Annotated in this window: 13 protein-coding genes and 1 pseudogene; 6 read left to right on the plus strand and 8 right to left on the minus strand. The window is 62.4% G+C overall.

Annotated elements, in window-relative coordinates; genetic code table 11:
* The first annotated feature begins 90 nt into the window (after positions 1–90).
* The 3 genes from ACF8EA_RS20795 (at position 91) to ACF8EA_RS20805 (ending at position 3,046) form a co-directional block, all read left to right on the plus strand.
* Positions 91–963 (plus strand): urea transporter, encoded by an 873-nt coding sequence (locus ACF8EA_RS20795; protein WP_021783002.1) that lies wholly within the window; start codon positions 91–93, stop codon positions 961–963.
* A 45-nt stretch (positions 964–1,008) separates the two neighbouring features.
* Positions 1,009–1,830 carry an ion transporter gene (locus ACF8EA_RS20800; protein WP_392504096.1) on the plus strand — a complete coding sequence of 274 codons (822 nt, stop codon included), beginning with the start codon at positions 1,009–1,011 and terminating at the stop codon, positions 1,828–1,830.
* Positions 1,831–2,047: 217 nt separating this feature from the next.
* Positions 2,048–3,046, plus strand: coding sequence for a sulfate ABC transporter substrate-binding protein (locus ACF8EA_RS20805; RefSeq protein ID WP_103444723.1), 999 nt, complete (start codon positions 2,048–2,050; stop codon positions 3,044–3,046).
* Between the two features lie 13 nt (positions 3,047–3,059).
* Here the strand turns inward: ACF8EA_RS20805 and ACF8EA_RS20810 are convergent, their stop codons facing one another.
* Complete coding sequence (locus ACF8EA_RS20810; protein ID WP_392523107.1) at positions 3,060–3,986, minus strand: class I SAM-dependent methyltransferase; 927 nt, start codon at positions 3,984–3,986, stop codon at positions 3,060–3,062.
* Between the two features lie 31 nt (positions 3,987–4,017).
* A complete protein-coding gene (locus ACF8EA_RS20815) occupies positions 4,018–4,941 on the minus strand; it encodes a DMT family transporter (RefSeq protein WP_392523109.1) in 924 nt (307 codons plus the stop codon).
* A gap of 133 nt (positions 4,942–5,074) precedes the next feature.
* Between ACF8EA_RS20815 and ACF8EA_RS20820 the strand changes: the two genes are divergently transcribed.
* From ACF8EA_RS20820 to ACF8EA_RS20830, 3 genes and pseudogenes are all read left to right on the plus strand, one after another.
* Positions 5,075–5,512: an Lrp/AsnC family transcriptional regulator gene (locus ACF8EA_RS20820; RefSeq protein ID WP_392523110.1), complete on the plus strand. Its 438-nt coding sequence runs from the start codon at positions 5,075–5,077 to the stop codon at positions 5,510–5,512.
* A 496-nt stretch (positions 5,513–6,008) separates the two neighbouring features.
* Positions 6,009–7,541, plus strand: a pseudogene (locus ACF8EA_RS20825) (NCS1 family nucleobase:cation symporter-1).
* Between the two features lie 16 nt (positions 7,542–7,557).
* Complete coding sequence (locus tag ACF8EA_RS20830) at positions 7,558–8,286, plus strand: aspartate/glutamate racemase family protein (protein WP_021782996.1); 729 nt, start codon at positions 7,558–7,560, stop codon at positions 8,284–8,286.
* 112 nt (positions 8,287–8,398) lie between these two features.
* On the opposite strand, the gene ACF8EA_RS20835 is transcribed toward ACF8EA_RS20830, so the two are convergent.
* The 6 genes from ACF8EA_RS20835 to ACF8EA_RS20860 all read right to left on the minus strand — a co-directional run bounded on the left by ACF8EA_RS20835 (position 8,399) and on the right by ACF8EA_RS20860 (position 13,255).
* Positions 8,399–9,595, minus strand: a complete 1,197-nt coding sequence (locus tag ACF8EA_RS20835) for an FAD-dependent oxidoreductase (RefSeq protein WP_392523112.1) — start codon at positions 9,593–9,595, stop codon at positions 8,399–8,401.
* 44 nt (positions 9,596–9,639) lie between these two features.
* The gene (locus ACF8EA_RS20840) at positions 9,640–10,302 is read right to left on the minus strand and encodes a histidine phosphatase family protein (RefSeq protein WP_392523114.1); all 663 of its coding nucleotides are present in this window, start codon (positions 10,300–10,302) and stop codon (positions 9,640–9,642) included.
* 234 nt (positions 10,303–10,536) lie between these two features.
* Positions 10,537–10,875: an FKBP-type peptidyl-prolyl cis-trans isomerase gene (locus ACF8EA_RS20845; protein WP_003254365.1), complete on the minus strand. Its 339-nt coding sequence runs from the start codon at positions 10,873–10,875 to the stop codon at positions 10,537–10,539.
* Positions 10,876–11,001: 126 nt separating this feature from the next.
* A complete protein-coding gene (locus ACF8EA_RS20850; RefSeq protein WP_392523115.1) occupies positions 11,002–11,409 on the minus strand; it encodes a GFA family protein in 408 nt (135 codons plus the stop codon).
* 67 nt (positions 11,410–11,476) lie between these two features.
* On the minus strand, positions 11,477–12,265 hold the full coding sequence (locus ACF8EA_RS20855; RefSeq protein ID WP_021782991.1) for a PhzF family phenazine biosynthesis protein: 789 nt from the start codon (positions 12,263–12,265) through the stop codon (positions 11,477–11,479).
* A gap of 51 nt (positions 12,266–12,316) precedes the next feature.
* Complete coding sequence (locus tag ACF8EA_RS20860) at positions 12,317–13,255, minus strand: 2-hydroxyacid dehydrogenase (protein WP_392523117.1); 939 nt, start codon at positions 13,253–13,255, stop codon at positions 12,317–12,319.
* Positions 13,256–13,392: the final 137 nt, after the last annotated feature.

A 13,392-nucleotide genomic window follows, 5' to 3' on the forward strand; every position in this document is an offset into this window, starting at 1 on the left:
AAGCGCTCTCCGAATACCGCTCTACCCGACCGCGGAAAATCGAGGCCCAAAGAGGCCCACCGCTCCCCCATCAACCTCACTGACTGCCCCATGTACACCAAAAATTTCGTCAACCCGTGCCCCGACTGGGCCACGGCGCTACTCAACGGCTTCAGCCAGGTGCTGCTGCTGCGCAACCCCCTGTGCGGCCTTTGCTGCCTGCTGGCCATCCTGCTGACGGCGCCCAACCTGGTCGGCGGCGCACTGCTTGGCGCCCTGGCCGGCCTGCTCACCGCCCAGGCACGCGGCTATGACCGTGCCGACCGCCAAGCGGGGCTGTACTGCTACAACGGCGTGCTGATCGGCATCCTGATCAGCGCGGTGCTGCCTTGGTCGGCGATCCTGCCGCCACTGATCATCGCCGCCGGCGGCCTGTCCAGCATCATCACCCACCAGTGGCGCAAGCGCGGCGGCAAGTTGCTGATTGCCTACACCTCCCCTTTCGTATTGCTGGGCTGGGCCACATTGCTGGTCGCCAGCCCCTCGCCCAGCGGCTTCGTCGAAGCCGACCCGCTGTATGCGTTGGCCCGCGGCGTGGGCCAGATCTTCCTGCTCGACCAGCCCTTGGCCGGGTTGCTGATCATCGTCGGCATGTTCATCGCCAACCCCTATGCGGCGTTGTGGGCGGTGATCGGTTCGGCCATTGGTGGCGGCGTGGCCCTGCTCGCGGATCAGGCACAGGCCGCATGGTTAGGCCTTTGCGGCTTCAACGCCGCGCTGGCAGCCTTGGCGTTTAGCCGCCAGGGCGAAAAGCCATGGGTGACGTTGCTGGCAGTAGCCCTGGCCCTGCTGCTGCAACCGCTGTTCAAGCTGTTGCCGCTGCCTGCCCTGACCGCCCCCTTCGTTGCCGCCTGTTGGCTGATGCACTTGGGCAGCTACCTGGCACAACCCAGGCAGCGCAACGCCAGCCGCTTGCACAGCTGAAACGCAACCCCTAGGCTCAGCCCATCGCTTTTGTGGAACGAGCCAATGAACAACCCAGCGAGTCTGCGCGAGCGGCTCTTCGTCATCGTCTTCCAGACCGACACCGTAGCCGGTCGCCGCTTCGACAAGATCCTGCTACTGATCATCCTGGCCAGCCTGGTCACGGTGATCCTCGACAGCATCGACGAAATACACCAAGGCTACGCCGGCCTGCTGGCCGGCATCGAGTGGGGCTTTACCGCAATATTCCTGGCCGAATACATCACCCGCCTGTACTGCTCGCCGAAGCCGTTGCGCTATGCCTTCAGTTTCTATGGCCTGGTCGATTTACTGGCGGTCGTGCCGGGGATCCTCGCGCTGTACTACAGCGACGCCCAGTACCTGTTGATCATTCGTGTGATACGGATGCTGCGGATCTTCCGTGTACTCAAGCTCAGCCCGTACCTCAAGCAGGCTCATTACCTGATGGAGGCGCTGCACGGCAGCAAACAGAAGATCATCGTGTTCCTGGTGACGGTATCGACGCTGGTGACCGTGTTCGGCACACTGATGTACGTGATCGAAGGGCCTGAGAATGGTTTTACCAGCATCCCCAAAGGCATCTACTGGGCCATCGTTACCCTGACCACCGTGGGCTTTGGCGACATCGTGCCGAAGACTCCGCTGGGGCAGGTGCTGTCGTCGCTGGTGATGATCACCGGTTATTCGATCATTGCCGTGCCGACCGGTATCTTTACCGCCGAGCTGGCCAATGCCATGCGCGGGGAGCAGTTGCAGCATGATTGCCCGACCTGCCACAAGAAGACCCACGAGCATGGGGCGGCGTTCTGTTGTCGCTGTGGGAATGGGTTGTTTCCCAAGCAATGACGGTGCCTGTACAGGCCCTTTCGCGGGCGCGCCCGCTCCCACAGGATTACCACAGGCCCGAGCATTACACCGAACCTGTGGGAGCGGGCATGCCCGCGAAGAGGCCGGTACGGGCAGAAGCATAACCAAAGCATTTTTTGTTCTTTAACCCGTATAAAGCCACCCGCTATAGTCGCTGGCAATCTGCCCCAACCCCCTTCAAGAACAAGGAAGCATCGTGAAAAAGCTCTTCACCGCCTCGCTGCTCGCCGCAGGCCTGGCCTTGGGTAACCTCGCCCAGGCCGCCCCCACCCTGCTCAACGTTTCCTACGACGTGATGCGCGACTTCTACAAGGACTACAACCCGGCCTTCCAGAAGCACTGGGAAGCCGAACACAACGAGAAGGTCAACGTGCAGATGTCCTTCGGCGGCTCGAGCAAGCAGGCGCGTGCGGTGATCGATGGTCTGCCGGCCGATGTCATCACCATGAACATGGCCACCGACATCAACGCCCTGGCAGACAAGGGCAAGCTGGTGCCCGACAACTGGGTAACCCGCCTGCCGAACAACAGCGCGCCATTCACCTCGGCCACGGTGTTCATCGTGCGCAAGGGCAACCCGAAAGCCCTGAAAGACTGGCCCGACCTGCTCAAGGACGGTGTGCAGGTGATCGTACCCAACCCGAAAACCTCGGGTAATGGCCGCTATACCTACCTGTCGGCCTGGGGCTACGTACTCAAGCAAGGCGGCGATGAAAGCAAAGCCCGCGACTTCGTCGGCAAGCTGTTCAAGCAGGCACCCGTGCTGGACACCGGTGGCCGTGCCGCCACCACCACGTTCATGACCAACCAGATCGGTGACGTACTGGTCACCTTCGAGAACGAAGCCGAGATGATCGCCCGCGAGTTTGGCCGCGACCAGTTCGAAGTGGTCTACCCAAGCGTATCGGCCGAAGCCGAGCCTCCGGTGACGGTGGTCGACAAGGTGGTGGCCAGGAAGGGGACCCAGGCCGTGGCCGAGGAATACCTGAAGTACCTGTGGTCACCAGCAGCCCAGGAGATCGCCGCCAACAACTACCTGCGCCCGCGTGATGCAACGGTACTGGCCAAGTACACCGACCGCTTCCCGAAAGTGGACTTCCTGTCGGTGGAGAAAACCTTCGGTGACTGGCGTACCGTGCAGAAGACCCACTTCAATGATGGTGGGGTGTTTGACCAGATCTATACCGGTCAGTAACGCACAAGCAACATCAAACCCGGCGGAACACCAAGGCCTTCAGCCCCCCCGCCGGGTCAACGTCCGGAAACTCCGGCGGGTTTTCCAGACGCTCGACATAAGCCAGCGAAGGCGCCTGCGCTGCCATGCCTTCGATCAGAAACTCAGGCCCGATCCCCGGGTCGTTGACACACGCCAGCACCGTCCCGCCTTCGCTCAACAACTCAGGCAAACGCCGCAGGATCTTTGCGTAATCCTGGGTCAGCACAAAGCTGCCACGCTGGAAGGTAGGCGGGTCGATGATGATCAGGTCATAAGGCCCGTACTTGCGCACCTTGCCCCACGACTTGAACAGTTCATGCCCCAGGTACGCCACCCGTGATGCATCGTGGCCATTGAGGCGATGGTTGTCCCGGCCCCGCGACAGGGCCGACTTGGCCATGTCCAGGTTCACCACCTGCTCAGCGCCACCGGCAATCGCTGCCACGGAAAAGCCGCAGGTATAGGCGAACAGGTTCAGCACGCGCTTGCCCGCCGCCTGCTCGCGCACCCAGCGGCGGCCATAGCGCATGTCGAGGAACAGGCCATTGTTTTGCCGCACGCCCAAATCCAGCAGGTAGGTCAGGCCGTCCTCGATCACTTCGCGTTGCTGGCACGGCTCGCCCAGCAGCCACTGGCCCGGGCTGTCGGGCAGGTAGCGGTGCTGGATGATGACTGCCTGACCCGTCCACTGCGGGCGCTCGGCCAAGCTGCGCAGCATGGCTTCCAGTTCGGCGAGCTGGCCTTCGGCCGGCTCACGGAACAAGGCGACCGACAGCACGCCCTGCAGCCAGTCGACGGTGACCTGCTCCAGGCCCGGCCAGCAGCGGCCGCGACCGTGAAACAGGCGGCGGGTTTCCTGTGGGGCAGGGTCGAGGGCAGCGAGCAGGAGTTGCTCAAGGGTGTCGATGGGCGAGGTCATGGCGGATCGCAGGCTGGCAAAAAGCGGCATTCTACCTTGCGGGCCTCTTCGCGGGTAAACCCGCGCCTACAGGATGCCGCGCCGAGCGGAACCACCACCCCTGTTGCATGCCCGCCGCCGCCAGCAGGATCAACCCCACCCCCAGCCACTGCAGCGGCGCCAGGCGGTGCCCGAACGCCACGCAGTCCACCAGAATTGCCGCAATCGGGTAAATGAAAGACAGCGCACCGGTCAACGCCGTGGGCAAACGCTGGATGGCGCTGTACAGCAGCACATACATCAGGCCGGTGTGCACCATGCCCAGTGTCAACAAGCTGGCCAACGCCGGCACTTCGACCGGTAACCCGCCAAGCGTGACCCATGGCGCCAGCAGCAACACACCCGTGGTTACCTGAATCAACGCAATCAGGTGCGGGGGCGTGCCACTCAGGCGTTTGATGATCAAGGCCGCGATTGCATACAGAAACGCCGCCCCCAGCGCCAGGGCAATCCCCAGCAGATAGTCCTCGCCATTACTTTGCCCAGCGCCATGGGCACTGACGATGGCCAGCATGCCGAGGAACGCCACACTCAGCCAGGTCACCTTGGCCAAGGTGATATTTTCGCCCAGAAACAGCGCCGCCAGCCCCACCAGAATGAATGGCTGCACGTTGTAAACCGCCGTGCCGATGGCAATCGACGCCCGCGCGTACGAAGCGAACAACAGCAGCCAGTTGCCGACAATGGCCACCCCACTGGCAATCGCCAGCAAAAATGCCGTGCGGCTGATTACACCTGGGCGCAGAAAGCCAAACGCGGCGCAAATCGCCAGCAAGGTCACGGCACCGAACACGCAGCGCCAGAACACCACATCCAGCACCGGCTGGCCGGACACCAGCACGAACCAGCCAATGGTCCCGGAAATCAGCATGGCGGCGACCATCTCCAGCGAGCCACGGCGCAATGAACTGTCCATCTCAAACCTCCCGTTGATGATGGCCACAGTATGCAAAGGCGACAGCCTGGCCATCCAGCGGATAACCAAGGCATCTTCGTGGGTCTGCCTTTACTATCAAGGCAAATAACACGAATTACCTGATGAGGTGGGTATGACCGATGCCATCGACCAACTATTGATCAATGCTCTGATGGAGGACTCGCGCCGCTCGCTCAAGGCGCTGGCGCAGATCAGCGGGCTGTCCGCACCCAGCGTCAGCGAGCGCCTGCGCCGGCTGGAAGAGCGTGGCGTGCTGCGCGGCTACACCGTGGAGGTCGACCCGCGCGCCTTTGGCTACCAGTTGCAGGCGATCGTGCGCATCCGTCCGCTACCGGGGAAGCTGCAAGAAGTGGAGCGCCAGATCATTGCCATCCCTGAGTTCACCGAATGCGACAAGGTCATTGGCGAAGACTGCTTCGTCGCCCGACTGCATGTGCGCTCGATGGAGCAGCTGGACACGCTCCTCGACCTCATGAATGTGCTGGCTGAGACCAATACCGCGATCATCAAGAAGACCCCGGTCAAGCGGCGGTTGCCGCCAATGGATTGATTGGCCCCTGTACTGGCCTCCTCGCAGGCGTGCCCGCGAAGAGGCCAGCACTGGAAAAGTTGACTATTTTTTGTACACAAAAACGTAACCATAGGTGCCATTTTTGTGTGCACTTTCTTCAGTAGCGCCCCAATTCGTTACACACTTTCCACCCGTTATTTTGACCAAATGATCAACTAATCAATCTTTCAAAAAATATAACTTGTTCACTTGGTCAACTTATATTCTCTGTATTTCATTAACTTACCTTTTAACAAGATAAGTTCGAAATGATCGCCTGCTGAAACCTGCTCTTCCCTTGGCATGGAACTCGCTTTTGTGTGTTCGTGTTTTGTATACAACTTAAACAAAACATAGATACACAAGAATCCGCGACGCCGACCCAATATCGGCCGCCGCGCCCACAACCCTGTGATGCCAACGCTGCACCGACGAGATGGCGAGCCCGTGCGCATGCCCGCTCATCGCAGTCCATGTGCATCAGGAGCCCGCCGGAATGAGTAGCAGCCTCGACCTTGCCCCTGAACAATCCGTCGCCAGCACACACCCCGCGTCCACGCTTGCCGGCCACCAGCCGGACCTTGTTCTCAGCCCGCGCCTGCATAACCGCGACCTGGCGCCAACGCGTATGGAAGGCCGTCGCTGGGGCGGCTACAGCATCTTCGCGCTGTGGACCAACGATGTGCACAATATCGCCAACTATTCGTTCGCCATGGGCTTGTTCGCCCTCGGCCTGGGTGGCTGACAAATTCTGTTGTCGCTGGCCATCGGCGCGGCACTGGTGTACTTCTTCATGAACCTGTCGGGTTACATGGGGCAGAAAACCGGGGTGCCGTTTCCGGTCATCAGCCGCATTGCTTTCGGCATCCACGGCGCACAGATCCCGGCGCTGATCCGGGCAGTCATCGCCATCGCCTGGTTCGGCATCCAGACCTATCTGGCATCGGTGGTGCTGCGGGTGCTGCTCACCGCCGTGTGGCCGCAACTGGCAGCCTACGACCACGACAGCATCCTCGGCCTGTCGAGCCTGGGCTGGGTGTGTTTCGTGTCGATCTGGCTGGTACAACTGGTGATCCTGGCCTACGGCATGGAGATGGTGCGCCGTTACGAGGCCTTTGCCGGGCCGGTGATCCTGCTGACCGTCGCCGCCCTGGCGGTGTTCATGTACTTCAAGGCCGACGCGCGCATTGCCTGGTCGGTGGCTACCCCGCTGACCGGCTACGAGATGTGGCGCAACATCTTTGCCGGCGGCGCACTGTGGCTGGCGATCTACGGCACCCTGGTGCTGAACTTCTGTGACTTCGCCCGCTCCTCGCCTTGCCGCAAGACCATCCGCGTCGGCAACTTCTGGGGCCTGCCGGTGAACATCCTGGTGTTCGCCGTGATCACCGTGGTGCTGTGCGGCGCGCAGTTCCAGATCAACGGCCACATCATCGACAGCCCGACGCAGATCGTCGCCGCCATACCCAGCACGCCATTCCTGGTGCTCGGCTGCCTGGCCTTCCTGATCGTCACCGTGGCGGTGAACATCATGGCCAACTTCGTCGCCCCGGCCTTCGTACTCAGCAACCTGGCGCCGCGCCACCTGAACTTCCGCCGTGCCGGGCTGATCAGTGCCACCCTGGCGGTGCTGATCCTGCCGTGGAACCTGTACAACAGCCCGCTGGTGATCGTGTACTTCCTGTCGGGCCTGGGCGCCCTGCTCGGCCCGCTGTACGGCGTGATCATGTCCGACTACTGGTTGCTGCGCAAAGGCTGCATCAACGTGCCAGAGCTGTATACCGAGCACCCGGCCGGTGCCTATCACTACAGCAAGGGCATCAACCTGCGCGCCGTGGCCGCCTTCGTGCCCGCCGCACTGCTGGCCATCGTGCTGGCCCTGGTGCCCAACTTCCAGGGTATCGCGCCGTTCTCCTGGCTGATCGGTGCCGGCATCGCCGCCGCCCTGTACCTGCTGATCGCGCCACGTAACCGCCACTACCACGACGTCAGCGGCGAGTGCATCGCCGTCGACCACAGCGGCCATTAATCAAGGAGGACTGCCCATGCGTATTCTGATCGCCAACGTCAACACCACCGAAGCCATTACCCACGCCATTGCCGAACAGGCCCGTGCGGTGGCCGCACCCGGTACCGAAATCGTCGGCCTCACGCCCTGGTTCGGCGCCGAATCGGTGGAGGGCAACTTCGAGAGCTACCTGGCGGCCATCGCGGTGATGGACCGGGTCCTGGCCTTTGAAGGGCCCTACGATGCCGTGATCCAGGCCGGTTATGGCGAACATGGCCGCGAAGGCCTGCAGGAACTGCTCAACGTGCCTGTGGTGGACATTACCGACGCCGCCGCCAGCACGGCAATGTACCTGGGCCACGCCTATTCCGTAGTAACCACGCTGGACCGCACCGTGCCACTGATCGAGGACCGCCTGAAGCTCTCGGGCCTGTATGACCGCTGTGCCTCGGTGCGAGCCAGCGGGCTGGCGGTGCTGGAACTGGAAGCCGACCCGCTGCGGGCCGTGGAGGCGATTGTCGGGCAGGCCGAACGCGCCGTGCGTGACGACAAGGCCGAGGTGATCTGCCTGGGTTGTGGCGGCATGGCCGGGCTGGACGAGCAGATTCGCCAACGCACCGGCGTGCCGGTGGTGGATGGTGTGAGTGCAGCGGTGACCATTGCCGAATCGCTGGTGCGCATGGGTTTGAGCACGTCCAAAGTGCGCACCTATGCGACGCCACGGACGAAGAAAGTGGTGGGCTGGCCGATGCGCTTCGGCCGCTAGACAGCCTTCGCCTGTACCGGCCTCTTCGCGGCTAAAGCCGCTACAGGACCACCACAAGCCTGAATACCGTGGGGTCCCTGTGGGAGCGGGCGTGCCCGCGAAGAGGCCGTAACTAACAACCCATCATCTTGACCAGGCGCTGCGCACTGCCGCAAGCCAATGTAAACCCCAACGCCCCATGCCCCAGGTTCAGCCACAGGTTGCGGTACACCGTCCCACTCATGATCGGCACCCCGGTCGGTGTCGCCGGCCGCATCCCCGCCCACTCCACCGCCTGGCCATAATCCGCCGCCCTTGGCAGCGTCTCCAGCGCCAGCCGCCGCATGCTCTGCAAACGGCGCATGTCCACCGACTCGTCGAACCCGACAATGTCCACCATCGCCGCTACCCGCAGCTGCTGCCCCAGGCGTGCATAGACGATCTTGCGCTCATAGTCGGTAAGGCTTACCTCAGGGGGCAGGTGCCCGGCGCTGATCGGCGCGGTCAGGCTGTAGCCCTTCAACGGGTAAACCGGTATCTGCACTCCCGGTAATGCCAAGCCTGGGCCGCGATGCCCGGCACACAGCACCAACTGCTCCACGTCCAGTTGCTGATCGCCCAGTTGCAGTGCCACGACTAGGCCCTGGCGCTGAACCAATTGCGTCACCGGCCGGCCAAGCAGGAAACGGCACTGCCCCGACGCGCGCAACAGCGCCTCCAGCCGTAAGCAAAATACGTGACAATCGCCAACCTCTTCGCCCGCCGTGAACACGCCACCCACAAACGGTGCGCCATCCAGGGCAGGCTCCAGCCCGCGCAGCTCGTCAGCCGCCAGCACCTGCTGACTGGTCGGGTCCGTCAACTGTTCCCGGCCTTGAGCAAAGGCCCGTTCACTTCGAAATGCCACCAGCTTGCCATTGCGCCGCCAGGCAAAATCCCCCAGGTTCTGCTCCTCGCGCCATTGCGCCAGAACGGCCTGACTGTAAAGCGCCAGCTCAAGCAATTGCCCGGCATTACGGCGATTGACGCTACGCCGGCAAGCCAGGGTAAATGCCAGCAACCAGCGCCACTGGGCCGGGTCCATGCGCAAGCGCAAACGCAATGGCGACTCGCCTTGCAACAGCCAGCCCAGCGCCTGCCACGGCACCCCGGCATCAGCCAGCGGCGCCACGTAGCGATAAGACAATTGTCCGCCATTGGCAAAACTGGTGGCCGACGCCAGGCTGTCGCGGGCCTCGATCAGGTCAACCGACCACCCTTCCCGAACCAGCGCGTAAGCCGTCGCCAGGCCCACCACTCCACCACCGATCACCGTTACCCGCTGCTTCATCGCTCATCCCTGTTCCAGCTTCCTTGCCAAACAGTACCAGCGGATCAGGTCGGGCAGCTATGCGCACCATCATTCAGGCCCTGGCGCACATTACGGCTCAGCAGGCTGGCTTTGCCATTTTGCCAGGTCAGGGTCAGTACATAGAGCGTGTCGAAGTCTTCGCCGCTCCAATCCTCGGTGATCACCCGCTCCTCCCCCAGGGCCTTGCCGGCCACGGTGTTGATCAGTTCCGGCAGGTAGCCGTGGGACCAGGCAGTGTAGATGGTCGCATTGCGGTACTTGTCGCTCAGCAACTCATCGGCCAGTTCAGCAGTGTCGTTGGCGCCGTAGTCGATATTCACCGGCAAGCCGAGGCGGATGGCACTGGGGGTGATGGTCATCAATGGGCGGATGTAGCTGTAGCTTTCGTCCCGGCTGCCTTCCTCGACATGCCGCGCGGGGTTGGCGGCAAACACGTAGTCGGCCTTGCCGAAGCGCTCGGGCAGTACACTGGCCAGGTCCAGCGCACGGTTGAGGCCCTGGCAGTTCAACTGCCCGAGCCCCTCGCCCGGCTTCTCGCCATGACGCAGAAACACCAGGGTCTGGGTGCCATCCACCGGTCGTGCCCGGCTTTCGACAGCCTCCAGCGCCAACGGTACGGCGATGGCTGTGAGCAACAGACTCAGCAGCAAGTGACGGCGACGGCGGAAGAATGTTGGCAACTTCATCAAGGCAGGCTCGTGTGGCAGAGAAAATCGGGTTTACCCGCCACATCACCCGGCCAATTGCAGGGCGCCCGTGTAGTGAATGCCATCCCTGGCAACGCGTCAGGGTCAGAGTGCCCCGAACCCGTTTGGTTCCTCCCTGGAGGTGGATGCCGTTCCCTAGGCAAGGCCTAGATTAGGGGCTGGGTGTTGCGCAATTGTGTAAGGTGCAAGAACCTCGGGTTGCAACGTGCCCACTCAATCATCCCGCGTGAGCACTTCCAGCAGTTCGATCTCGAAGGTCAGGTCCGAATTTGGCGGGATCGCCCCTACGCTGCGTTCGCCATAGCCCAGGTGCGCCGGTACCAGCAGCTTGCGCTTGCCGCCAACGCGCATGCCCATCAGGCCTTGGTCCCAGCCTTTGATTACCCTGCCAGTGCCGATCACGCACTGGAACGGCTTACCGCGCGACCATGACGAGTCGAACTCGCTGCCATCGGCCAGCCAGCCGGTGTACTGAGTGGTGATCAGGGCGCCTTTGACGGCGGCTTTGCCGTCACCCTCGACCAGGTCGATGATCTGCAGTTCTTGGCTCACGGGTACACTCCAACGCTGAAAAACAAAACCGCCCTTTTCTCAGGAATGCACCGGTTTGGCAAGTTCACGCAGAATTGTATGGAGGCATTCGCCAACGGAATGCCCCCGTACAGACATGGCGTTGAATCAGCTGTTCTGCTCGAACACCTCTTGGCCGGACAGCTCCTTGGTCTGATTGGCGAAGCAGTACCACGCGGGTTTCTGTTCAACGAAGATCTGCAGGTCGAAATCCCAGGCTTGGTCGCCATCGAGCAGGCCGACCGGCACGGCATGGAAGTCGTTGGCCTTGAGCCGGTAGAACAGGTGCGTACCACAGCGGCCACAGAAAGCACGCTGGGCCCAGTCGGACGAATCGTAGACGCTGGGCGCACGCCCTTCGATCAGCGGAGGCTTGCTGCAGTGCACCACCAGCAGCGGGCCGCCGGTCCACTTGCGGCACATGCTGCAATGACAAGCGCTGATATGGGTGTTGTCGACGGTGACCGTAAGCCGCGTGTCGCCGCACAGGCAGGTGCCGTGTTTTTCCAGGGCCATGGGTGGCTCCTTGAACGGAAAGATGGGCCAGCAATTATAGAACCCCCGCAGCGCATCGCACGCCATGCTAGATGTACACAGTGCCCCGCAGGTACAACGCCGCCCGCCCACTGATGATCACGCGGCCATTGCCCGGCACTTCACACTGCAATTGCCCTTTGCGTGCCCCGCCCTGCTCGCAGCTCAGCACCTTCTTGCCCAGCTTCTGGGCCCATACCGGCGCCAGCGAAGTGTGCGCCGAGCCGGTTACCGGGTCCTCATTCACACCAACCCGCGGGCCGAACCAGCGGGTGACGAAGTCAAAGCCACGCCCTGCCGCGGTCACGGCAATGCCACGGACGTCGAAGGCCGACAGTGCAACAAAGTCTGGTTTCAACGTATCGAGCAGCAAGGCGTCGTCGATCACCACCACATAATCGTCGCTACGGTACACCACCTGTGCCTGGCTCAAGCCCAGCGCCTGCAGCAGGCCCGCCGGCATGTCCACCGCTACGGGTTGCTTGGCCGGGAAGTCCATGGCCAGCAGGCCATCAGTGCCACGGCTGACGCGCAACTCGCCACTGCGGGTGTTGAAGCGCAGCACTTGCGCCTGCTCCCCTAGTTGCTCGAACAACACATAGGCCGAAGCCAAAGTAGCGTGGCCGCACAGGTCGACTTCCACGGCGGGGGTGAACCAACGCAAGTCGAACGTTTCGCCGTTGCGCACGAAGTAGGCAGTTTCTGACAGGTTGTTTTCTTCGGCAATGCGCTGCAGCACATCGTCCGGCAGCCAGCTTTCCAGCGGGATCACTGCGGCAGGGTTGCCACCGAACGGTTCAGTGGAAAAGGCATCGACCTGGAATATCTCGAGTTGCATGCACACACTCCTTGTTGCCCGGGCGCTGCCGGGCAGATATCTGGAAAAAGGTTACGGGCGTACCGGGGTCAAAACTGGCTCACCGGCAAAGAACGCCTGCAGGTTTCGCAGCACCAAGGCCACCGTGTCGCGCGCGGCTTCTGGCGATTGGCCAGCCACGTGGGGTGTGAGCACGGTGTTGGGCAAGGCCTTGAGTGCATCGGGCACTGCCGGCTCGTCATCGAATACATCCAGCGCGGCGCCAGCCAGCTGGCCACGCTGCAATGCGTCAATCAGGGCTTGCGTGTCGACCACACTGGCACGGGCGATGTTCACCAGATAGCCCTCAGCCCCCAGAGCCTGAACGACTTGGGCATCGACCAGATGCCGGGTGTTGGCACCTCCGGGGGTGGCCACCACCAGGATGTCGACGGTTTCAGCCAACTGTCGGGGGCTGTCGTACCAGGTATAGGGCACACCCTGGCGTGGTGTGCGGCTGTGGTAGCTGACGCGCATGTCGAAGCCCAAGTGAGCCCGCTTGGCGATTGCCAGGCCCACTGCACCGAGGCCGAGAATGCCCAGGCGTTTGCCACTCACCGAGGGGCTGATCACCCGGTTCCATTCACCGCGCCGCGTGCTGGCATCAGCACGAGGGATGTCGCGCAACAGCGCCAGCAGCAGGGCCAGGGTGTGGTCGGCGACGGCTGCGGCATTGGCCCCGGCGCCATTGGTGACGGTTATGCCGCGGGCGTCGGCGGCGGCCAGGTCGACCTGCTCGTAGCCGGCGCCGATCACGCAGATGATCTGTAATCTGGGTAATGCGTCAATTTCGGCGGCGGATAGCCCCAGCGGACCACGGGTGAGCACCGCATCGATTTCTTCGGCGTGGCGATGAATGGCATCGGCGCGCAGTTGCGGCGAAGGGGCACGGATCAGGTGGTAACCGGCCTGCTCCAGCATGGGCAGGTAATCGTCGACGGTTTCCACCAGTACCAGGACTGTCTTGCGCATGCCACCTCCGGGTAAATTCGAGGCGTCATTATGCGGAGTCACCGACCGGTACAGTCAATGGAAATAACAAGGCAAAACTGTACTGTGCTGTTGCTGCGTTGCTGCGTTGCTGCGTTGCTGTTGCTGTTGCTGTTGCT

Source organism: Pseudomonas sp. YQ_5, assembly GCF_043103305.1.
GTDB lineage: Bacteria > Pseudomonadota > Gammaproteobacteria > Pseudomonadales > Pseudomonadaceae > Aquipseudomonas > Aquipseudomonas putida_Y.